The 22247-nt window shown below is 53.4% G+C and carries 19 protein-coding genes; 9 read left to right on the top strand and 10 right to left on the bottom strand.

Translation table 11 applies throughout. From position 1 onward, the window contains the following. Positions 1-153: 153 nt before the first annotated feature. Entirely contained in the window at positions 154-597 is a 444-nt protein-coding gene (locus tag ACPXV9_RS10040) for an acyl-CoA thioesterase (RefSeq protein ID WP_423896456.1), read from the top strand. Between the two features lie 24 nt (positions 598-621). Here the strand turns inward: ACPXV9_RS10040 and ACPXV9_RS10045 are convergent, their stop codons facing one another. The 5 genes from ACPXV9_RS10045 to ACPXV9_RS10065 all read right to left on the bottom strand — a co-directional run bounded on the left by ACPXV9_RS10045 (position 622) and on the right by ACPXV9_RS10065 (position 6148). Next, positions 622-1443, bottom strand: coding sequence for a CZB domain-containing protein (locus ACPXV9_RS10045; RefSeq protein ID WP_423896459.1), 822 nt, complete (start codon positions 1441-1443; stop codon positions 622-624). 275 nt (positions 1444-1718) lie between these two features. Further along, a complete protein-coding gene (accC, locus tag ACPXV9_RS10050; RefSeq protein WP_423896461.1) occupies positions 1719-3062 on the bottom strand; it encodes an acetyl-CoA carboxylase biotin carboxylase subunit in 1344 nt (447 codons plus the stop codon). Between the two features lie 27 nt (positions 3063-3089). Next, entirely contained in the window at positions 3090-3554 is a 465-nt protein-coding gene (gene accB, locus ACPXV9_RS10055) for an acetyl-CoA carboxylase biotin carboxyl carrier protein (protein WP_423896464.1), read from the bottom strand. A 42-nt stretch (positions 3555-3596) separates the two neighbouring features. Beyond that, complete coding sequence (gene aroQ / locus ACPXV9_RS10060; RefSeq protein ID WP_423896466.1) at positions 3597-4046, bottom strand: type II 3-dehydroquinate dehydratase; 450 nt, start codon at positions 4044-4046, stop codon at positions 3597-3599. A 290-nt stretch (positions 4047-4336) separates the two neighbouring features. Next, the gene (locus ACPXV9_RS10065) at positions 4337-6148 is read right to left on the bottom strand and encodes a protein-disulfide reductase DsbD family protein (protein ID WP_423896468.1); all 1812 of its coding nucleotides are present in this window, start codon (positions 6146-6148) and stop codon (positions 4337-4339) included. A 116-nt stretch (positions 6149-6264) separates the two neighbouring features. Between ACPXV9_RS10065 and ACPXV9_RS10070 the strand changes: the two genes are divergently transcribed. The 4 genes from ACPXV9_RS10070 (at position 6265) to ACPXV9_RS10085 (ending at position 10521) form a co-directional block, all read left to right on the top strand. Then, the gene (locus tag ACPXV9_RS10070) at positions 6265-6951 is read left to right on the top strand and encodes a hypothetical protein (protein ID WP_423896471.1); all 687 of its coding nucleotides are present in this window, start codon (positions 6265-6267) and stop codon (positions 6949-6951) included. Positions 6952-7030: 79 nt separating this feature from the next. Then, positions 7031-8968 (top strand): bifunctional diguanylate cyclase/phosphodiesterase, encoded by a 1938-nt coding sequence (locus ACPXV9_RS10075; RefSeq protein ID WP_423896474.1) that lies wholly within the window; start codon positions 7031-7033, stop codon positions 8966-8968. 42 nt (positions 8969-9010) lie between these two features. Next, entirely contained in the window at positions 9011-9436 is a 426-nt protein-coding gene (locus ACPXV9_RS10080) for a copper chaperone PCu(A)C (protein ID WP_423896476.1), read from the top strand. A gap of 41 nt (positions 9437-9477) precedes the next feature. Continuing rightward, positions 9478-10521, top strand: coding sequence for a DUF2333 family protein (locus ACPXV9_RS10085; RefSeq protein WP_423896478.1), 1044 nt, complete (start codon positions 9478-9480; stop codon positions 10519-10521). Between the two features lie 111 nt (positions 10522-10632). On the opposite strand, the gene ACPXV9_RS10090 is transcribed toward ACPXV9_RS10085, so the two are convergent. Beyond that, positions 10633-11631, bottom strand: a complete 999-nt coding sequence (locus ACPXV9_RS10090) for an adenosine kinase (RefSeq protein WP_423896480.1) — start codon at positions 11629-11631, stop codon at positions 10633-10635. 144 nt (positions 11632-11775) lie between these two features. Here ACPXV9_RS10090 and mrcB point away from each other — a divergent pair, with 144 nt between their 5' ends. From mrcB to ACPXV9_RS10110, 4 genes are all read left to right on the top strand, one after another. Beyond that, positions 11776-14136 carry a penicillin-binding protein 1B gene (gene mrcB / locus ACPXV9_RS10095; protein WP_423896483.1) on the top strand — a complete coding sequence of 787 codons (2361 nt, stop codon included), beginning with the start codon at positions 11776-11778 and terminating at the stop codon, positions 14134-14136. Next, a complete protein-coding gene (locus ACPXV9_RS10100; protein ID WP_423896485.1) occupies positions 14127-14561 on the top strand; it encodes a hypothetical protein in 435 nt (144 codons plus the stop codon). Before mrcB ends, ACPXV9_RS10100 begins: the two co-directional genes overlap by 10 nt. A gap of 372 nt (positions 14562-14933) precedes the next feature. Beyond that, positions 14934-17285: a DUF1631 family protein gene (locus ACPXV9_RS10105; RefSeq protein ID WP_423896488.1), complete on the top strand. Its 2352-nt coding sequence runs from the start codon at positions 14934-14936 to the stop codon at positions 17283-17285. Next, the gene (locus ACPXV9_RS10110; protein WP_423896490.1) at positions 17278-17637 is read left to right on the top strand and encodes a PilZ domain-containing protein; all 360 of its coding nucleotides are present in this window, start codon (positions 17278-17280) and stop codon (positions 17635-17637) included. The genes ACPXV9_RS10105 and ACPXV9_RS10110 overlap by 8 nt, the downstream gene beginning before the upstream one ends. 75 nt (positions 17638-17712) lie before the next feature. Here ACPXV9_RS10110 and hemL read toward each other — a convergent pair whose 3' ends face one another. The 4 genes from hemL to ACPXV9_RS10130 form a co-directional block, all read right to left on the bottom strand. Then, complete coding sequence (gene hemL / locus ACPXV9_RS10115; RefSeq protein ID WP_423896492.1) at positions 17713-18993, bottom strand: glutamate-1-semialdehyde 2,1-aminomutase; 1281 nt, start codon at positions 18991-18993, stop codon at positions 17713-17715. 33 nt (positions 18994-19026) lie between these two features. Further along, positions 19027-19839: a bifunctional hydroxymethylpyrimidine kinase/phosphomethylpyrimidine kinase gene (thiD, locus tag ACPXV9_RS10120; RefSeq protein ID WP_423896493.1), complete on the bottom strand. Its 813-nt coding sequence runs from the start codon at positions 19837-19839 to the stop codon at positions 19027-19029. 32 nt (positions 19840-19871) lie between these two features. Next, on the bottom strand, positions 19872-20291 hold the full coding sequence (locus tag ACPXV9_RS10125; RefSeq protein ID WP_423896496.1) for a CopD family protein: 420 nt from the start codon (positions 20289-20291) through the stop codon (positions 19872-19874). 91 nt (positions 20292-20382) lie between these two features. Continuing rightward, positions 20383-22146 (bottom strand): chloride channel protein, encoded by a 1764-nt coding sequence (locus tag ACPXV9_RS10130; protein ID WP_423896498.1) that lies wholly within the window; start codon positions 22144-22146, stop codon positions 20383-20385. Positions 22147-22247 lie beyond the last annotated feature (101 nt).

Below are 22247 nucleotides of genomic sequence, written 5' to 3' on the forward strand. Positions count from 1 at the left end.
GGCGATGGTCAGGATGTACGGGCAGATTTTTGCTCCTGCAAAATCCGCACTTCCTCCATCCTTGGCGGTCGTATGCCACTCTGGACACAAGTTCTTTGAGCGACGATTGTGGTATAAAAGCGGCTCGCAGAATCTAGCAGAGAGACGGAGCCAATGAATTACGCCTGGGATTATCCGAGTCCTTTTACTTTCCTCAAGCATGTCCCGGGGGATGTGATTGACGGGCTTGAGCACGTCAATAATGCGGCTTATGTCGCCTGGTGCGAGGAGGTTGCCTGGCAACATTCGCAGTCACTGGGTTTGGGCCTCAAAGAATACCAAGAATTGGACCGAGCCATGGCCATTCGCCACAGTGAGTTCGATTACTGTGCGGCCACCTATGAGGGTGAAGAGTTGCTGGTTGCCACCTGGATAACCCAATCCGATGGCCGGTTGAATATGGAGCGGCGATTTCAAATTATCAGGGCGGGAACAGGAGAGGTGGTATTGCGTGCTCGCTGGCAGCTGGTGTGTATTGAAATTTCGAGCGGTAAACCGAAGCGTTTGCCAAAGTTGTTTCGTGATGTTTATGGCTCAGCGCTGGTGATGGATCAGTAATTGTCTGGCGGTTTGGTTTGGCTTCTAACTCAAGGTCTCAGCATGGCTGAGTAATGCAGAGGGGATGATGTTCAGAAAAAAGCTTTCCTGTTCACTCTGAAAAAAGCCATCGTAGTAGCTTTCACTGAAGCTGCCTTGATCCGGCATCCAGTCAGAGTCTTCAAAATGCTTGATGTCGCTGATTATTTCCACTTCGACCGCAAAAACTTTTTGTCCGCTGTCGAGAACCAGAACCACCGGCTTGACCATGTCCTCCAGTCTGAGTGTGGCTTTTTCGAAATGATTCAAAAGCTGCCTCAAAGTGGATGAGCGCTCTTGGGCAAGTACTTTCAGAGCCTTCTCTTTGTTGCCGGCTTGCGACATTTCGGTCAGTTCGATCGCCAGTGAGTGGATGCGTTTATGGGGAGCATCGAATGCGGCCATAATGATTTGCAGTTCTTCATCTTCCGGATGGTACTGATCGTACCAGAGGCCAAAGGCACATTTATGCGGATCGGTAGCTTTAGTGAAAGGTTCCCCGGTTTTGAGGCTGTGCTCGAGAGCGTCTATCCAGTCGATGTGGTCCTGACGGCGGGCCGATAGTAGCGTCACAAGTTCGGCACTTTCATCAGACTGAGAATGGCTGCTTGATAACTCGTTAAAGCGATACAGGGGGACAGTGATGCCCTGGTAATCAAATAATTGATTGGCTTGTCCCTGCTGGTTGGGCGTTTCTCTAATGCTCAGGGTGTCACGTGCGGCAATATAGCGAACCTGACTGGTTGGCAGGGCGTACTGAGTACCGCCGGCGCGAAAAGTAATGTAGGAGCCTGTGCTGTGGCTGTTAATCAGGGCTTGCTGAGTCACAAGAGTGTCCTTGATGCGTGCTGGGAGTGGCGGTTTTGCTGAATATAGCCAGTAACCCTATCGGCTGCCAGCAAGTATTGTTTACTTAGGGTTATGTTTATCGACGTCCTTAACACCTCTGCGTCCGCGACACTTGTGCCTGGAAGGTATATATGCCGTCCCTGGCAATGGTCGCTCTTACGCATCCCTGCGTCCGCGACATACATGCCGTCCCTGGCAATAAAAAAGGCTGCGGAGTTGGACTCGGCAGCCTTTTGTGGTGAGGGGTTGTGGTGTTACTGCAATCCCAGCTTTTTCTCCAGATAGTGGATATTGACGCCACCCTGGGCAAAGCCCTGATCGCGCACCAATTCCTTTTGCAGGGGGATGTTGGTACGGATGCCGTCGACAACCAGTTCTTCCAGAGCACTGCGCATGCGCAACAGGGCTTCCTCGCGGGTTTCGGCGTGGGTAATGACCTTGGCAATCATGGAGTCATAGTTTGGCGGTACGGTGTAGCCACTGTACAAATGCGAGTCCACGCGCACGCCCAATCCACCCGGTGCATGATAGGTAGAAACCTTACCCGGGCAGGGCATAAAGGTTTTGGGGTCTTCGGCGTTGATGCGGCACTCAAAGGCGTGGCCTCGGAAGTTTACATCATCCTGAGTGATGGAGAGCTTTTCGCCGGCGCAGACGCGGATCTGTTCCTTGATCAAATCAATGCCGGTGATCATTTCGGTCACCGGGTGTTCTACCTGAATACGGGTGTTCATCTCGATAAAGTAGAAGCGGCCGTCCTCATAGAGAAACTCAAAGGTGCCGGCACCGCGGTAGCCAATTTCGACGCAGGCCTGGACGCAGGAGTCGAACACTTCCTTGCGGGCTGCCTCATCGATGCCGGGGGCCGGGGCTTCTTCCAGTACTTTCTGGTGGCGTCGCTGCAGGGAGCAGTCACGATCACCCAGATGCACGGCATTGCCCTGACCGTCGGAGATTACCTGAATTTCAACGTGGCGAGGGTTGGTCAGAAATTTCTCCATGTACACGGTGTCATCGCCGAAGCCGGCCAGTGCTTCGGACTTGGTGATGCGGATCGAGTTCAGCAGGGCGGATTCGGTGTGAACCACGCGCATGCCGCGACCACCACCTCCGGCGGCGGCTTTGATGATCACCGGGTAGCCGATGTCGCGACCAAATTGCAGGCACTTTTCGTTGTCGTCCGGCAGTGGGCCATTGGATCCGGGTACGGTTGGAACACCGGCTTTGCGCATGGCTTCAATCGCCGATACCTTGTCGCCCATCAGGCGAATCACATCGGCGTCGGGGCCGATAAAGGTAAAGCCGCTCTTTTGAATCTGTTCGGCAAAGTCGGCGTTCTCTGCCAGAAAGCCATAGCCTGGGTGTACCGCAACGGAGTCGGTGATTTCCATGGCACTGATAATGCGTGGAATGTTCAGGTAGCTTTCTGGTGACGGGTTGGGGCCGATGCACACGGATTCGTCGGCCAGGCGCACGTGTTTCAGATCGGCATCCACTTGCGAGTGGACGGCAACGGTCTTGATACCCATTTCTTTACAGGCGCGCAGCACGCGGAGAGCAATCTCACCGCGGTTGGCAATCAGAATTTTTTCAAACATGTTGAGTTCCTCTGCAGACGTCTGCGTTTAGACGATGGTAATCAGAGGCTGATCAAACTCTACCGGCTGGCCGTCTTCAACCAGAATGGCTTCTACCACGCCGGCTTTGTCGGCTTCGATCTGGTTCATCATTTTCATGGCTTCAACAATGCAAACCACATCGCCGGCTTTTACGTGCTGGCCGACTTTGGCAAAAGCTGGGGAGCCAGGGCTTGGTGCGGCATAGTAGGTGCCAACCATGGGGGACTTGATCAGATGGCCAGAGAGACTGGCGGATTCTTTCTTATCTTCGGCTGGTGCTTCAGCCGCTGGCGCTGCCGCGGGTGCAGCTACCGGAGCGGCGGCGGGTGCAGCAAATACCTGTGGTGCGGCAGCAGCAACACCTGAGCCGCGGCTGATGCGAACAGACTCTTCGCCTTCTTTGATCTCCAGCTCGCCGATGTCAGACTCTTCGAGCAGTTCAATAAGTTTTTTGATTTTGCGAATATCCATTTGAGTATTCTCTCATTAGTGTTTGATTTGGTTGTTGGCTGATTAGGCGCTTTCGCTTTGCAGTTGACGGAAAGCGGCCTGTAAAGCCAGTTCGTAACTTTGCGGACCGAAGCCGCAGATAACGCCTTGGGCGATATCGGAAAAATAAGAGTGCTGACGGAACGATTCCCGTGCGTGCACGTTAGACAGATGCACTTCAATAAAAGGGATTTCCACTGCTGCCAGAGCATCGCGCAGGGCCACGCTGGTGTGAGTGAAAGCCGCCGGATTGATGATGATAAAGTTGACCCCTTCACTACGGGCGTCGTGAATTCTGTCGATCAATTCGTATTCGGCGTTACTCTGCATGGCCTGTAGGTGGTGGCCCTGATCAAGACATGTGTCGGTCAGTTGCTGATTGATGTCAGCCAGAGTGGTGCTGCCATAGATCTCAGGCTCGCGCGTGCCCAGCAGGTTCAGGTTTGGGCCGTGTAATACCAAAATTGTTGCCATGATGGTCAGTTTCCGGAGAGTGTGCGATTTATGAGCAAATTTGATCTGTGAATGATTGGTCACAGTTTGCAGGATATTTGATCAGTAGTCTAGCAAACTTCTGTTTTTTGTGAAGTTTGCAGATTTTGGCGACAGGATTGCAGAAGATCGCTGCTTAATAAAAATCTCGCTGCGTCTGGATTAGCACGTTAGTGAAAAATCGCGGCAAAATATGCCGCTAATTGTGGTGTTTTAATGCAAAATTCAAAACTTTGCATTAAAGGTGCGGCTAAAATTCAGCAAGTTGCGGTCTAAATGCGATTAAGTGCTTCTTCTATTAGATTTTCGGTCAAAATTTGGGGGAGGATCAGCGGCTGCTGCCCGGGTTTGCCACTGTAGAGCAGGTATAAGGGAACGCCGTTGCGACCGAAGCGATTGAGCAGTTGCGTAATTTCAGGATTGTAGTTGGTCCAGTCGCCTTTGAGCTTAACGACGCCGGCCCGGTCAAAGGCTGCGATACTGGCTTGTGTGTCGAGGGCCACTTTTTCATTAGCCAGACAGGTGATGCACCAGGCGGCTGTCATGTTGACGAAAACCGGTGTTCCTGATTGCTGCAGCTGATCGAGTCGTTGCTGGGTAAAGGGTTGCCAGTTGTGGTCCAGGGCGGCGGTTGCTGTTACCGGACCGTGGTTGAGCCATTGAAAGGGTGTAACAGCGGCGATCAGTGAAAGTGTGGCCAGAATGCGCTTGAGGATTGATTTGGGTTCGCTTTGCCAGAGCCAAAGCCCCATGGCAATGGCCAGAGCACCACCGGTAAAGGCAATCACGGCTTCGCTGCCGCTTTGTTGGCCCAAAACCCAGAGCAACCAGAGCGCGCTAAAAAATAGGGGGAAGGCAAAGAACTGCTTGAGTGTGTGCATCCAGGGACCGGGTTTTGGCAGGGCTTGTCCCAGCTTCGGGAAGTAGCTCAGCAACAGAAAGGGCAGTGCCATGCCAAATCCCAGGGCTGCAAAGATCAGTAATCCGGTCGCCAGAGGTTGGGTGATGGCAAAGCCCAGGGCGGCTCCCATAAAGGGGGCAGTGCAAGGGCTGGCAACAAGCGTTGCCAAAGCGCCGGTAAAAAATGACCCGGAATAACCGCTGCGCTGGGTTAGGCTCTGGCCGCTGCCGCTCAGGTTGCCGCCGAGGTTGAAATTGCCCAGCAGCAAGACGCCGAGAAAGACGAACAAATAGCTGAGGCTGGCAACCACCCATGGGGACTGCAGTTGAAAGCCCCAGCCAATCATCTGTCCGGCTTCGCGCAAGCTGAACATCAGTGCGGCAATCAGGCAGAAGCTGACGACGCACCCCAGAGTGTAGGCCCAGCCGTGCAGATGTTGCTGATGGCTGGCTTCTCGTGAATTCAACAGGCTCAGTGTTTTGAGTGACAATACCGGAAATACGCAAGGCATCAGATTGAGGATGATGCCGCCTAATAGGGCGGTCAGCAGGGCCGTAATCAGTCCGGACGCTGTGGTTGTGGCGGCAGATGAAGCGGGATTGGTGTCAGCGCCTGCGGTGGAGGGTAATGGGCTGGCAATGAGCTGAATCAATCCGTCGTCAATTTCAAGTTGCTGGTTCTGGGGTGGGTAGCAGAGACCTGCATCGGCGCAACCCTGTGAGCCAATGTTCAGCAGGCTTGACGCAGGTTGGTGTTCAATCTCGAATTCCAGAAGGTCGTAATAGACTTCCAGTTCTTTTTCGAATATTTCGTCGTACTTGATGACGCCGGTTGGCAAGGTAAGTGTCAGGTTCTCATGATGTTGCCAGCGGGCTTTAATCTGATGCTTGTAGAGGTAGTAACCGGGTGCAATCTCGAAGGTAATGCGCAGTCGCTGCGGGTCGACAAATTCTGCGCTCAGCTGGTAGGCCTCGGTGACGGGTAAAAATTTAGGGCTGCCTGACAAATTGGCTGAGTCGGAATCGGTAAACAGTTGCGTGCCCCAGGATGAGCCTTGCTGTAGCGGCAGTTGCGCTGTGGCCAACAAGCTGAAGCTGCTCAGCAGCAAAAGCAACAGGTAGCGGATTGGGTGGCTGCAGTGAGTGCGTCGGGAGCGGTTTGTGAATGCGGTGTGGTTTGTCATGAAATATCTGTCAGAATGTCGGGCTTAATGGCCGGGCGTTGTTGTGAGTTATTGTACGCAAGCCTGTGACAAGCAACAGGCTTTTCTTTGAGTGCTTTCTGGGGGCAGAGTTTCCATTGAAAACAAAATATCTTAATGGCGCTATTGGGCTGGCGGTTTTGCTGTTGTCCGCCTGCGCGACAACCGTGGCGCCAGAGAAACCAGCTCAACCGTCATCACCGTCGGTTTTGTCCCGGCAGCATTTGATTGATACCTTGTTGCAACAGGCCGAGCGCGACCTTGCGGTGGACCGATTGATGTGGCCTCATGGCAACAATGCCTATGAGAAATTTTTGGCTGTGCAGCAGATTCAGCCGGGGCATCCACAGGCGGTGACCGGCATGCAGCAAATCCTGATTCGCTATGTGGAATTGGGGCGAGAAGCGCTGGGGAAAAACAAATTAGCAAAGGCCCGGGCTTTTCTGGCTCAAGCCAAGAAATTGGATAGTCATAATCCACTGGTTGCTGAACTGCAGGAATCCCTGAAGCAGGCCGAGGCGCAACAGTCCTCAGCGCAGGGTACAGAGTTCCAGCTCGACAGTGTTGCCTTGTCGGCTCGTGATGATCGGGTCAAACAGTTGTTGGCGCAGATTGCCCGGCGGGTCTCCTCAAGCGATGAGTCGGTGTTGATTATTGCGCGCAACGATGCCGAGGGGCGGTGGATCTACAGTGAGTTGCGCAAGGCTGCCAGTGGTTACCGTATTCGTGGCGATATTAAGATTGAATCCAGCCCCCGCATACTGTTGCTGCCACCAATAGACTGACTTGCTATAGTGGCACTAATTGGATTTATCCGGGTGATGGATGTTTGCCTTCGCTCAAAGGAATTGATGGGATAGCACCGTGACTTTATATAGACAGCTGATTTTGGCCATAACGTTTTTGATTGTCTGCCTGATGGCGGGAAACGTGGTGGTCAGTGTATTCAATGCCCGGGGCAATGTGTTTGAGCAAATTCAGGTGCATGCGCAAGATACGGCAACCTCGTTGGGATTGACCATTTCCCATGTGGCCGAAGACAAGGACGAAGCCCAGATCGGCTCATTTATCGATGTGGTGTTTGACCGTGGTTACTACCGCGAAATCAGTTACAAAAGCCTCTCTGGTGAGATCTCGGTAGTTCGTGAACAGCCGATTGTGATTGAAGGGGTGCCGCAGTGGTTTGTCGATGTGATCGAGTTGCCATTGCCCACCGGGCATTCTGAAGTGGTGTCTGGCTGGTTCCGGCTGGGTGAAGTTCTGGTTGTGACTCATCCAGGTTTTGCCTACCGAGACTTGTGGCGCACCTTTAATGAGCAGCTGTGGTTATTTCTGGTAACGGCGGTGCTCAGTTATGGCTTGGCCGGCGTTGGTCTGGGGTATCTGCTACGGCCTCTGAAAAAGGTCGAGGATCAGGCCGAGGCCATCTGTCGCCGGGAATTTCCGATTCAGGAGCAATTGCCAAAAACCCCCGAACTGAAACGCATGGTGCTGGCCATGAACCGCATGGTCAGAAAAATTCAGGCCATGTTTCAGGAGCAGGTGGAGCTGACCGAAAGTTTGCACCGGCAAGCCTACCTCGATCCTGTAACGCAGTTATCCAACCGGCGCGATTTTGATTCCCGCTTTGAGGCTTTTATCAAATCTGAACAAGGCGGAAGTCCGGGGCTGCTTATGTTGATTCAGGTGGGTGGCATGCAGGCGTTCAACGATCGTTTTGGTCGCAGCGCTGGTGATCAGTGTTTGAAAGACATCGCCCGGGTTCTTGAGCATGCTTTTGGAGAGAATAAAGGCGCTATTCTGTCCCGCCGCGGAGGCGCTGACTTGTGTGTGTTTTGCCCTGCTCTGGAGCGCTCCGAAGCAGAGGAACAATTACAGCAGGTGTTTAGCGAGCTGCTTGCCATCAGCTGGTTCGAAGAGTCTGAAGAGCTCGGTCTGCACGCTGGCGCGGCGTTCAGTGAGCAGGTCATGTTGGGCAATAAATTGTTGGAGCAGGCGGATCTGGCTTTGCGTCAGGCCCAGCATCAGGGGCGCAGTGGTCTACAGTGGTTTGCTTCAGTTCAGCAGGAATCCGGTGTGCGCAGTGCCGGCGAATGGCGCTCTGTGCTGCAGGCTGCGATTTCCGATCGGCGCTTTGCTTTTCAGTTGCAGCCGGTGTTTGCGGTTGAATCCCCTGAACCTGTCTATCACGAAGTGTTATGTCGCTTGCGCGATGGCGATGCGCTGTTAAGCGCCGGTGTGTTTTTGCCTATGGCCGAGCGCTTTGGCCTGCTGGTGGAAATTGACAAACTGATGCTGCAAGAGCTGGCGGAATACCATCGAGCTCATTCAGAGCAGTCTTTTTGCGTCAACATCTCACTGCGTTCGGTGATTGATGGCGACTTTATGGTGTGGCTAAAAGACTTTCTCGCTACTCATCAGGCCTTTGCCAGTCAGCTGTTGCTGAAGCTGCCAGAGCAGGCATTGAGCAGTAATGAAGCGGCCGTCAGGGAGTTGGCGGCACTGCTGGTGGCATCGGGCGCCGGTCTGTCACTTGATCATTTTGGTGCCAGTGCTTCGGCCTTCCACTATCTGCAAAGCATGCCGCTCAGAGGGTTAAAAATCGATCGCTGTTTTGTCCAGGGTATCGATAGTAATCCGGACAATCAGTTCTTTGTGAAATCCCTACTGCAGATTGCCCACAGTTGTGATTTGAAATTGTTTGCTGAAGGCGTTGAAACCGACGGTGAGTGGAGCACCCTGATGCAGGTGGGGGTCGATGGTGGTCAGGGCTATCATCTGGGTAAGCCGGAGTCGCCGTAGCAGCTGCCGGCTTATAACGGATATCAACGAAAAGGTTTTTCTATGTCTCTAATACGCAATTTGATCATGGTGCTGACTGCCGCTTTAACATTGCATGCGCAGGCGGCCGATGATATTGCTGTATCGGATATTCAATGGCGGGCACCGATTCCAGGACAGAGTGTCGGGGTGCTGTACTTTTCTTTGTCTAATCAATCCAGTGAAGCGCTGGTACTTACGGATATTTTTCTGGATTGGGCGAAAAAAGCGGAATTTCATGAGCACAGCCACCATAATGGCATGATGCGCATGCGACGCGTGGAGTCGATCGCAGTGGCACCACAGCAGCGAGTGACGTTTGAACCTGGCGGATTGCATGTCATGGTGTTCGGTGTCATGGAGGCCGCCGCCAGCAGGGCTGCGTTACCTTTGCAGTTACAGGCGGTCGATGGCCGAATAATTCAATTGGATGCCAAACACGGCTCTTGATCGCGATGGGCGGGTGTTAATGTTGATAAAGGAAAATAACGATGAGTAAGTGGCTGACGGCTATCAATGAACGTCTGGCGGATTGGTATGACGACTTGCATGATGGCAGTGCCTTTATCAAAGCGGGGCTGGCATTGGTGCTGTTGTACCTGTTGCTGGCGGTTTGTCTGGGATTCTACTGGAATAGCGAACCTGAGCCTTTTTCCGTTAAAGAACTGATGTCGGTTCAGCCAGAAGCCCAGCGTCCTTTGGTGGGCGTGGCAACCACTGCCACCCTGGTTGAGGTCAGTACCACCCTGCTGGAAAAACGTGGCGGATTCCTGTCCAACGATATTATGCCGCCCGGGGTGTGGATGGATAATATTCCCAATTGGGAGTATGGCGTACTGATTCAGATTCGTGACATGAGCAAGGCCATGCGTGAGGCGTTCAGTCGCTCTCAGTCCCAGTCTACGGAAGATTCCGCTCTGGCCATTGCCGAATCACGCTTTAATTTCGACAACGATAGTTGGGCAATACCCGCGTCCGAGTCCGAATACCGCGAGGGCATCAAGTATCATAAAGATTATCTACTGCGCCTGCAGGATGACAATCTCCACAATGCCCAGTTTTTTGCCCGGGCTGATAATTTGCGTTACTGGTTGAGCACGGTGGAGACCCGCTTGGGGAGTCTTTCTCAGCGGCTCAGTGCCAGCGTTGGCCAGCGCAGGATCAATACCGATTTGGCCAATGAAGAGCGCGCTTCGCAATCGACCTATGCGCCCGTGGAGGTGGAGGTTAAAACCCCGTTTCTGGAAATTGATGATGTCTTTTACGAGGCGCGTGGCAGCACCTGGGCGATTCTGCATTTTCTCAAAGCAGTAGAAATCGACTTCGCCAAGGTATTGGCCAAGAAAAATGCGGTGGTGAGCTTGCAGCAAATTATTCGCGAGCTGGAAGCAACTCAGGAGACGGTTTACAGCCCGATGATTCTGAATGGTGGCGGTTTTGGGGTGCTGGCCAATCACTCTCTGGTGATGGCTTCTTACGTATCCAGAGCCAATGCCGCCATCATCGATTTAAGAGAATTGTTGGCTCAAGGTTAAAGGCAGCAAACGGCAGGCAGTCAACGAACACGTCAGTTAAGCCGTCATAAAAAAGCCGCGTTGAGTCGTGACATTCTCAACGCGGCTTTTTTGTCGCTAATGATTGCTGACTCAGGCAAAGGCCTGTTGCAGCAATTCAGCGTGTTGCTCGGGACGCAAACGTGGGCCAAATTGGGAAACTACCTGGGCGGCCGAATGGGAAGCGAGCTTGCCCGCTTTTTCAAAACCGTGGCCCTGGCTGATAGCGTAAAGGAAGGCTCCGGCGAACATGTCGCCGGCGCCATTGCTGTCAACTGCTGTGACCGGGCGCGGGGCGATCGTAATATAGTTTTCGCCATCAAACACCAGAGCGCCTTTGCTGCCAAGGGTGATGGCAAAGGCGTTGGTGTACTGCTTCAGGGCTTCACCAGCCGCTTCAATTGAGTCTGTCTGAGTGAAACCCATTGCTTCGGCTTCGTTGCAAAACAGCAGATCCACGCCATCGCCAATCATTTCCATCAGGCCATCGCGAAAAAACTCCACCATCGCAGGATCGGACAGGCTCAATGCGGTTTTGACGTTGGCCTGTTCTGCCTGCTGGCGCAAGGCTATGGCGGCGGCTCTGCCGGTTTCTGAAGAAACCAGATAACCTTCTATATAAGCGTATTGGGATTTCTGAATGGCTTCCGGGTGAAGCTCATTGGTGGAAACCGTTTCACTGATCCCCAGATGGGTGTTCATGGTGCGCTCAGCATCGGGTGTGATCATGACCAGGCACTTCCCGGTAACGCCTGCTTCCAGTTCATTGTCGCGATGGTATTCAACGCCAGCGTCCTGCAAATCGTTCAGATAGAAAAGACCGTTGTCGTCATTGGCAACTTTGCAGGAATAAAAGGTGCTGGCACCAAAGTAACTGGCGGCAATCACGGTGTTGGCAGCTGAACCACCGCTGGCGCGCTTGGATGCGATGAGATGATCCGACAGATGTTCCAGTAATTCATCCTGGCGGGCGCTGTCGACCAAGGTCATGACCCCTTTATCAATACCCATGTTTTTCAGGTCGGTATCGGTCACTTCAATTTCGGTGTCTACCAGAGCGGCACCTATGCCATAGAGATGAAAAGTGGACATGTTTTATCCTTTGTCAAAGTCATTGAGTTGCGGCGTATTATGCGGAATTTATGGGCGACGTACAAAACCGTATTAGCCTCTTTGTCTTGGCCTCAGTGGTGGGTCCTGCTCGCCTTGATTCGCCCCAGCCTTTACACTTCACTTATGAAAAAATCTTCTGCCAAGAAATCCTCTCCAACCAAGAAAAAACCTGCCAAACGAAACAACTCTAAGCGTAAAGCGGCTACTGCAAGATCTCAGCGGTCACTGTTGTCATGGTTTGGCAGTGCTGTCCTGATTATTTTGGTGGGTGTGCTGATTTGGGTTGTGTATCTCGATGTCCAGGTGCGTTCAAAATTTGATGGCCGCAAGTGGCAGCTGCCGGCTCAAGTTTATTCGCGCCCTCTGGCGTTGTATCGTGGAGCGGGTCTGCGACCTGAAGACTTGCAGCGGCAACTGCAGGTATTGAATTTTAACCCGGTAGATAATGTTGAGAGCCCCGGGCAGTACCGCCGCCGCGGTGATCAATTTGATATTTTTACCCGTGGCTTTGCCATGGCCGATGAGGTTGAGGTCAGTCGCCGTGTACGGTTGCGAATCAGTCATCAGCGAGTGGCCCGACTTCAGATCATTGGCACCGAATCGTCGCCAGCGATTGTGCGGCTGGCGCCGGCGCGCATTGGGGGTATTTATCCCAGACTGCAGCAGGATCGGGAGTTGGTTCAGCTCAGCGAGATACCGCCGTTGCTTGGTGAGGCGTTGATTGCTGTCGAGGATCATCGCTTTATTGATCATCATGGCGTGTCACTGCGCGACATTGCCCGGGCTGCCGTTTCCAATATCAGGGCCGGACGAGTGGTGCAGGGTGGCAGCACCCTGACCCAGCAACTGGTCAAAAATTTTTATCTTGACAGTGGCCGACGCTGGTCGCGCAAGCTCACTGAGGCTGTGATGGCGTTGTTGCTGGAGTGGCATTATTCCAAGGCGGAGATTCTCGAGACCTACATCAACGAAGTTTATCTGGGTCAGAGTGGCCCGCGGCAGATTCACGGCTTTGCGTTGGCTTCTAAGCATTACTTTCAAAAGCCTCTGCATCAATTAAAGACTCATCAAATTGCCTTGCTGGTTGGCTTGGTGAAAGGGGCAAGTTACTACAATCCATGGCGTCACCCTGAGCGGGCGCGCGATCGCCGGGATCTGGTGATCGGCGTGTTAGAAAAACAGGGGTTGATTGGTGCCGGCGAGGCGCAAGCATCAAAGGCAGCACCCTTGGGGGTGGTGGATCAAAGTCGTCGAAGGTTGCATGATTTTCCGGCTTTTATCGATCTGGTGAAGCGTCAATTACTGCAAGAGTACAGTGCGGATCAACTCAGTTCCGATGGTTTGTCCATCTACTCGAATCTGTCCCTTCCTGCTCAATGGGCGGCTGAAGAGGCATTGGCCGGGCAGTTGGATAGCTTGGCACAGCGGCATCAGGGGACGATGCAGCAGGTGCAGGGGGCCGTGGTGGTTGCCTCGGTTGCAACCGGTGAGGTGGAAGCTGTGGTTGGGGATCGCAATGTTTCCTTTGCCGGTTTTAATCGTGCCCTGGATGCTCGCAGAAGTATTGGGTCTTTGATCAAACCTGCGGTTTATCTTGCTGCCCTGAATCAGGGCGGGGGCTATCATCTGGCCTCGATGGTTGCGGATGACCCAGTCACGGTTCAGGGGCCGGATGGCAGTTTGTGGCGACCTCAGAATTTTGATCGGCGCTCTCATGGCGAGGTGCAACTCTATGATGCCCTGCTGAATTCATACAATCTGGCCACAGCTCGTCTTGGTATGACTGTTGGTCTTGATCGGGTTGAGGCAACCATTCGCGATCTGGGTGTAACGGCTCATATACCTCAGGTTCCGTCATTGCTGTTAGGGGCTTTGGAATTGTCGCCGATAGAGGTCACTGCCATGTACCAGGGGTTGGCCAATGGCGGTGTGGTGATGCCGCTGCGCAGTATCCGCTCGGTGGTTGATGCGCAGGGCCAGTTACTGTCCAGATACCGAATGACGCCCCAGTCGGATCTGGATCCAGCGTCTGTGGGGCTGGTTCAGTTTGCGCTGCAAGGTGTGGCCAGAGAGGGTACCGGTCGGGGGTTGTATCAGAGCTTGCCCGGTTCGCTGGGGGTGGCGGCCAAAACAGGCACCAGTAACGATCAGCGCGATAGCTGGTTTGCCGGATTTACCGCAGAGCATGTTGCGGTGTCCTGGGTTGGGTTGGATGATAATGGTGAAACACCTTTGAGCGGTGCTACCGGGGCTTTGCCGGTGTGGCGCGCACTGTTTTCGCAGCTGCCAACCCGTGGCCTGGCCTTGCCAGAAGAACAGGGTATTGAATACCGCTGGGTGGATGCCGAAAATGGCGGCATCAGTGGTGAAAATTGCCGTAACAGCCGCTTGCTGCCTTTCGCTGGTGACCGCTACCCGGATTATCAATCACCTTGTCAGTGGCGCCAAAATCCCTTACTTCATTGGATGCAAAAATGGTTTTAAATCCTGTCATTATTCTACTGCCACTGGTGTTGTTGGTCGGTTGCCAGTCAATGCCGCAAGGTGGCTCGGGCGTCGAGGTGTTTGAGGCGGATGACGCTGGACAACAGCCTGCTCGCGCCAGAGGTGCCGAGGCCATGCCGGTGACTGATGACTGGCAGCGGGGAAACAATAGTGCCGTTACAGGGCTGGCTGATGCAGCTGAGCAGCATTTGCTTGAGCAGCAGTGGTGGAGTGCGGTTGATCTGGCGGAGAGAGGCATTCGCATTGAGCCAGAAGAGCCGCGTCTGTATGTCATTTTGGTGAAGGCCTATCAAGGGTTGGGCAAGCCGTTGCTGGCTCAGCAGTTTGCGCGCCAGGGCATCAGGTTTTGTTCGGCACAGTCTGACTCTTGTGGCTTTTTGCGTCATAATTTGACTGATAATTGAACGCCTTGTTTGTGTTGTCTTCGATTTGGGGGTGAACGGTCACTTTTGGGGGATAATCGTAAGGCTATTTCAGTTATAACCCGCTATGCTGTGAGGCCATTTGTCGACTATAGTTGAAGGGCCTGCAGGCTATTAATGCCACTTGCTGTGAGGTGCGTTAATTTCGCGTTTGGCATAGCGGAGTCGGCAATAATTCACGACGGAAGAAAGCGTAGAATCCTTATGACGGATCAGGGTGTAAACAGTTCGGAGCAGCAGCTGCAACAGCTGGCTGGGGAGCTTACCGAGGATAACATCGTCAAGCACTTGAAGATGTGCCAACAAATCGCCCTGTAAGTTATAGAAAGCCGGCAACCCGCTTTCGCCAAGGCAATGGTAGAGCAACTGGAACAGTTTATTGATTCTGCCAAGACCAATCAGGAAACCTCGCAGGCGATGGATCGGCTGAAACTGTTTAATCAGAATCAGGCCAAGATCGATCGGTTCTTTAATACCTATCTTGCAGAGGGTTTTGTTCGTTTCAAGCGGGGTGAGCTCGATACCACCACCGGGGAAGAAAAATTCCAAGGTGATATGTTGTCGTTGGTAGACAACAATGATCTGGAAGAAACCATTGCGATTTCATCTATTACCAATCGTTCCGAGAATTACTTTGCAGAGCAGCTTTGGTGCCTGAACCATCGCTTTGCCGTGCTGAATCATGGCAAGAAAGTCACCGACAGAGGTAATCCGGCGGGGCCGATTCAGTATTGTGAGGCGTTGCGCAAGGCATTGCAGCGCGTGGGTATGGACACCAATACCAAAATTATCGCATACAAGGTGTTTGATCAGTCAGTGATCATGGCCGGTCTTACGGAAATCTTTGATCAGCTTAATGATTATCTAAAAGATCAGGGTTTTTTCCCCGACTTAAGATACCGCCCGGAAGTCTCCGATAGCCCTGCGCCACCTGTGCCTCAGGTGGAAGAGGTGCCCTTAGAACATGTCGAGGCCGGCGAGCCTGCAGCAGCTCAGGAGCAGACGACCACAGCAACAGGGCAGCCACGGGGCAATCTTGCCGGGGTGATGCCCGGTCCTGGGTCGGCGGGTTCTCCGGCGTCAGCAGGTTATATGCCTGCCCCGGATGCTACACAGCCATCGGAACAATACCAAGGTGACCTTATGGGGGCCATTCGGGTGCTGCAGGAACATATGACCAGTGGCCCTGCCGGCGCAGCAGTTTCAGGGCAAGTCGGTGCCGCAGGGCAAGAAGGTGTTGCAGGAGGTGCCGCCGGTCCCGCAGAAGGCGCCGGTGGTGCTCCCGTCAATGCCGCGGGTGATGTGGCCAGTGCCGCAGCGCCGGGCGGTCGTCAGGGTATGGTGTACACCAGTCAGCAATTGGTGGGGGCTTTGCAAAGCCTGCAGACGCAAGCTCTGGCTGTGGCCGGTGAAACCATCGAGCAGGCCGAGCCAGGTACTTTGGCGCCGCAACAGGTGGCGCTGGTCAGTAGTCAGCTTCGTGCCCAATTGCAGGATGACATGGGCGGTGAAGAGCTGGCCATGGAATCCATGGATATGCACACCATTGATCTGGTGGGCATGTTGTTTGAGTACATGTTGTCAGACGACAATTTGCCCAGCTCCATCAAGGCGTTGCTCAGTTATTTACACACGCCTTTCCTGAAGGTGGCTTTCCTCGATAAAGATTTTTTTGAGCAGGTCAATCACCCGGCTCGTCTGTTGCTCAACAGTATGGCGGAAGCCGCTGTTAAGTGGGTCGGGAATGATGGCTCTGATCAGTATGATCTGTACAACAAGATCAAATCGGTTGTGTCCAAGGTCCTTGATGAGTTTCAGAATGATGTGCGGATTTTTGCCGAGCTGTTACTGGAGTTCAGCAGCTACACCAAAAAAATTGCTCGTCGTCAGGAGCTGGTCGAGAAGCGCGCCATGGAGAAGGTCCAGGGCGAGGAAAAGCTCAAAGAGGTCAAGCTGCGGGTCAATGAAGCGGTTAAGTCCCGGATAGACAATCGGGAGCTGCCGTCGGCGGTATTGCTGCTGCTGTTGCAGCCATGGTCCGATTATCTGGCGTTTATTCTGCTGCGTTATGGCGAGGAATCCGACAGCTGGCAACGTGCCATCAAGGTTGTGGATGACATTCTTTGGAGTATTGAGCCCAAGGACAACAACAAAGATCGCACCCGCCAGATGGAAATTCACGATGCCCTGAATCGCGAGCTGGGTGTAGGTTTTGAAACCATTGGTTACGATCAGGCCAAGAGTAAAAAATTACTTGATGCGCTGTTCTCCCTGCAGAAAATGGCACTGCAAAGTAAAAAAGCCGAGCCGGCGCCTGAGCCGATGCGCAACAAGTTGGAATCCATGGCCGCCGAGAAAGCCGGCAAGCCAAAGGTGGAAGAGGATGCCGCGACACCGGAAGAGTTGCGCATGGTCGAAAACCTGAAGATGATCGAGTTTGGTACCTGGTTTGAATTTGAAGGCGGTAAACGCCTCAAGGTGGCCTGGTATAACTCCAAGACACTGCATTACATGCTGGTTGATCAAATGGGCAAGAAGGTGGCGATGAAGTCCGGTCTTGAATTGGCTCGGGCGATGCTTTCACATGAAGCGAGGGTTATTGCCGGCAGCTCCAAGCCCTTCTTCGAGCGTGCACTGGAAAACATTTTCCAAAGCCTCAACAGTAAGGCCAAGGCCGAGCAGTCCGAAGGGGTGGCGAATGACTAATCCGGATACGCCCCATCGCCGTCATCTGCATCGCTATGAGCTTACCTGTCCGGTTGAAGTGTTTGATCTCAACAGTGGTGCCCTGTTGGGGTCGCTGGTGAACATTCATGAAGAGGGTTTGTTAATCGTAGGGACCGACGCCATTGCCGAAGATCACGTTTACCAATTGGTGTTGCGTCTGCCTGACACGGTGAAAAATATTGGCGAGATTCGTCTTGGTGTGGACTGTTTATGGGTTGGAGATGCTCAGGATGCCACCATGCGTTGGTCGGGGTGTCAGATAATCGACCTGTCTGCAGAGGCTCGCGATCAAATCAGGCAGCTGATTGAGCAGGTGGGACGTCAATCGTAACGCTGCTTATGTTGAATTAAAAAGCCCCGGCGATTATCTCTCGACGGGGCTTTTTTTATGGGCCGTTGATCAGACTTAAAGTTGTGCGAAGACAGCGGCGGCGGCTTCGATGGTGGCATTGATGTCATCATCAGTGTGCGCGGCTGACATAAAACCTGCCTCATAGGAGGCTGGTGCCAGGTAGACACCTTTTTCCAGCATGCCATGAAAGAAGCGGTTAAAGCGGTCGTTGTTGCAATCCATCACCTGTTGGTAATTGGTGATTTGGCTCTCTTCGGTAAAGAAGCCGCCAAACATGGTGCCGACGTGATTGGTCGTAAAGGGAATGCCCGCTTTTTCGGCTTCGCGGCGAAGCCCTGCAACCAGTTGGTTGGTTTTTTCTATCAGTGGGGCGTAGAAACCCTCCTGAGTAACCAGCTCAAGGGTGGTCAGGCCCGCAGCCATTGCTACGGGGTTGCCCGAAAGGGTGCCGGCTTGATATACCGGTCCAAGCGGTGCGATCTGCGACATGATTTCACGCTTGCCGCCAAATGCTCCGACGGGCATGCCGCCACCGATCACTTTGCCCAAGGTGGTCAGGTCGGCTTCAATGCCATAGTGACCCTGAGCGCCAGTGAGACTGACGCGAAAGCCGGTCATGACCTCGTCCATGATCAGGACGCTGCCATAGTGATTGCACTGTTCACGCAGACACTCAAGAAATCCGGGTACCGGAGGGACGCAGTTCATGTTACCTGTAACAGGCTCAACGATGATGCAGGCAACCTGTTCGCCGATCTGGGCGAAGGTTTCCTTGACCTGTTCTATGTCGTTGTAAGTGAGGGTGATGGTGTGGTCTGCCAGTGCCGCCGGGACTCCCGGAGAGCTCGGTACGCCCAGAGTCAAGGCGCCAGAGCCGGCTTTTACCAGCAGTGAATCTGAGTGGCCGTGGTAGCAGCCTTCAAATTTAATGATCTTGTCGCGCCCGGTATAACCGCGGGCCAGGCGAATGGCGCTCATGGTGGCCTCGGTGCCGGAGTTAACGAAACGAACCATGTCCATGTTGGGCATCAGGTCGCACAGCTTATCGGCCAGAGTGGTTTCGATTTCGGTGGGGGCACCGAAGCTCAGCCCCTGTTCGGCCTTTTCCTGCACTGCACGAATAACCTCTGGGTGGGCGTGCCCCAGAATCATGGGGCCCCAGGACAGTACATAATCGATGTACTGTTTGGCATCGGCGTCATACAGATAGGCGCCTTTGGCGCGTTCGAAGAAGACGGGGTCACCGCCAACAGCTTTAAAAGCACGTACTGGCGAGTTTACGCCGCCGGGAATGTGTTGCTGGGCTTGTTGAAACAGGGTTGAGGAACGACTCATAAAGGCCTCTGAAAAGTGATACAAAAAAAGCAGTTACTGTGCAGACTTTTTATTTTTGTCTGCCCAGAAAAAACGGTTAAGAAATTGTTTTCCCATGCCGGGACGATGATGATTGGCCAATGCTTTCCAGGTGAAACTCTGGGCTTGCTCGGCGGCGTCGGTAACGCTGAGGCCGTGGGCCAGATAGCAGGTCAGGCTGGCGCTGAGTGTCGTACCATGGCCGCGCGACAGAATATTGAGCCACTCCCTTGAGTAGCTGCGCACAATGCCATTGGCATCATAGAGTACGCTGTCATAGTGCTTTTGGGAGCGTTTGCTGCCATTGATCAGGACATAGCCGCAGCCGGTTTCAAGTAATTCCTGAGCGCAGGCATCCAGTGTGTCGGCTTGTTGAGCAAGATCATAGGCTTCATGAATATTGGCGCTCAGCAGGGTGACCTGAGGTAATAGCAGGGCTCTGATGGCGGCCATAGTGTCGCTGTTATCGGCCTGAATATCTTCCAGCAGCCGGGTTCCCGGGTCGAGTACGACAGGGATGTCTGGATAGTCTCTGAGGATGGAGTGAATGGCTTCGATATTTTCCGTGCTGCCGGGGCAACCAATTTTAATTGCGGCAATGGGCATATCTTCGAGGATGGCTCGCACCTGCTCGATCAACATTGGGGTGTTTACCGGTACAGCGGATTTCAGTTCACGAGTATCCTGAGAGCAAAGCAGGGTGATGACGCTGGTGCAGTGACACCCCAGGCTGTTGGCGGTTTCTATATCCGCCTGAATGCCGGAGCCACCAGAGGGGTCATGGAGCGAAAGGCTCAGAATGACAGGGGCTTTATCGGCAAAATTCATGGTCTGGATTCCGGTGGCGACAACGACAGCAGTTAAAAGGGTTTAACCACAACCAGTATAACAACACTGAAGAGAACCAGTACGGGAAGCTCATTAAACCAGCGAAAGTAAATGTGGCTGCGGGAGCTTTGGTTGTTGGCCAGCTGTTTAAGATGGCGGCCGCAGCTGAAGTGGTAGATGATCAGCAGTGCTATCAGGGCCAGCTTGCATAAAAACCAGTTGCTGCCGAGATAGTAGCTCCAGTTGTAACTCATCAGCCAGACACCAAAGCCAATGGTGAGATACATAAACGAGGTAATAAAGCGATACAGTTTGCGCTCCATCAGGGCAAGCTGATCTCTGATGGCCTGATCATCGGTCATGGCGTGATTGACGAACAGGCGCGGCAGATAGAATATGCCGGCAAACCAGCAAACCATAAAAATTATGTGGAAGGCTTTGAGCCAGAGCATGCAGAACCCTTTGAGTCGTAAGGCATATAAGGCCGACTATTGTAGCGCCATCCTGAAAGTGTGTCAGGGATTTCAGAGCCGACTGAGGCCGCTATTGCTGGTAGTAGCCATCGATCTTTTCCTGGGTGATGATCCCCAGCACTGGCGGTAATAGGGAATTGTCACCACGCTCGACGTACAGGGCATCCGCTTTCAGTTCGCGCAATTGTTTCTGTGCGTCATAAAGGCTTGCCTGCTGGCTGATGGGTTTGATTTGCCACTTTCGGCTGGGGGTTTTGAGTAGGTCGATAGCCTCGTCGGCGGGCCAGTCGTCACGGCTCGCGAGATAGACAGAAATGTCTGAGGCCAACAACAATTGCCGCTCCTGCTGCTCGTCAGTTATCACCAGCCACTTTGGATTTTGCAGCAGTACTTTTTCCAGTTGCTCAAAACTTGGGTGCGCATGGCAAAACTGGAAATTGATGTCCATTACACTGCGTACGCCAACCCGATTCAGGGTTTGCCGGATCAGACCGCCGGTTAAGCGGAAGCCATTGGTCTCCAGTTGAGCCATAAAAATGCCCTGGCACTGGAACAGCTGACGGGTTGCCACCACCGAGACCACAATAATCAGCATGGTGGGGAAAATAATGTGGGGATTGTAGGTAAGTTCGAGAACGGTGATCAGGGCAGCCAGAGGTGCGTTGATCACACTGGCCATCATCGCGGCCATACCAAGCATCACGTAAAACCCGGGGCTGGACGCGCTGTCTGGCAACAGCAGTTGCGCCACTATGCCAATGCAGCCGCCGAGGGTTGCGCCAATAAACAGCATGGGGCCAATAACGCCACCGGGCAGACCAAAACCGGTGCTGACACAGGTGGCCAGAATTTTGGCAAATAAGATGGCAAGCAATAAGCTGAAGCCGATTTGTCCGGCCATGGCGGCTTCGATGGTATCGTAACCTACGCCCATGATTTGCGGTACAAACAGAGCAAGGCTACCCGTGGTCACACCGGCGGCTAAAAAGCGCAGGGTTAGTGGCCAGTGTTTTTTGCTGTTGAACCAGAGTTGGGTGCGAATCACCAGTGCGGCAAAGTAGGCGATCACGATCCCGGCGGCGATGATGATGGTCAGCTCGTCCAGTGTATTCAGTGAGGGCAGGGTGATGTTGAACGCCTGTTCCGGGCCGAAAACGTACTGAACCACAATGGCACCGGTAACCGAGGCCATCATCACCGGTACAAAACCGGCAATGGTGTACTCCATCAGTACAACCTCCATGGCAAAAATGACGCCCGCCATGGGGGTGTTGAATGAGGCGGCGATGGCCGAGGCGATGCCGCAGCCGACCAGAGTGCGGAGGCTGTTGTTGGGCAGTTTGAACCACTGTCCCAGTTGGCTGGCGATACCCGCTCCCAGATGTACGGCTGGCCCTTCCCGTCCCATCGACTGACCACTGATCAGTGCCAGCGCCCCGCCAAAAAATTGCAGGATCCAGTTGCCGGCCGGCAGCTTTCCCTGATGGTTGTTGAGACGCTCAATTACATGGCCCACACTCACCTGGCGATGTTCGGGTTTGAATGACAGTACCAGTGCCGCCAGTGCCAGCGACCCTGCAACCGGCAGGGCAAAACGCCAGTGACTGGGCAGTGATTCGAAATTTTCACTGTGCCCTTCGAGTAATACTTGCAGAGGACCATCAATTAACAGGCGAAATGCAACAATCACTGCAGCGGCGGCCAGGCCGCTGATTAATCCGAGGATGGTCAACTGTGGCAGGGCATCCAGATGTGCCAGTTGATGACGAAAATTATCCAGCAGATTGGAATACCGCGGATGTTTTTCGTCTGTAGGCTTTGGAGTCTTGGGCATTGTTGGCTTTCTTATGTTATTTCGTTGCTTCTACAGAGGGTTATTATAAACTAGCCCTCTTGTATTTGGCCTCTGCGGGAGTTTCATCCTCCCAGAGTGTC

This window comes from Candidatus Pelagadaptatus aseana, from assembly GCF_040362265.1.
Taxonomy (GTDB): domain Bacteria; phylum Pseudomonadota; class Gammaproteobacteria; order Pseudomonadales; family Cellvibrionaceae; genus Pelagadaptatus; species Pelagadaptatus aseana.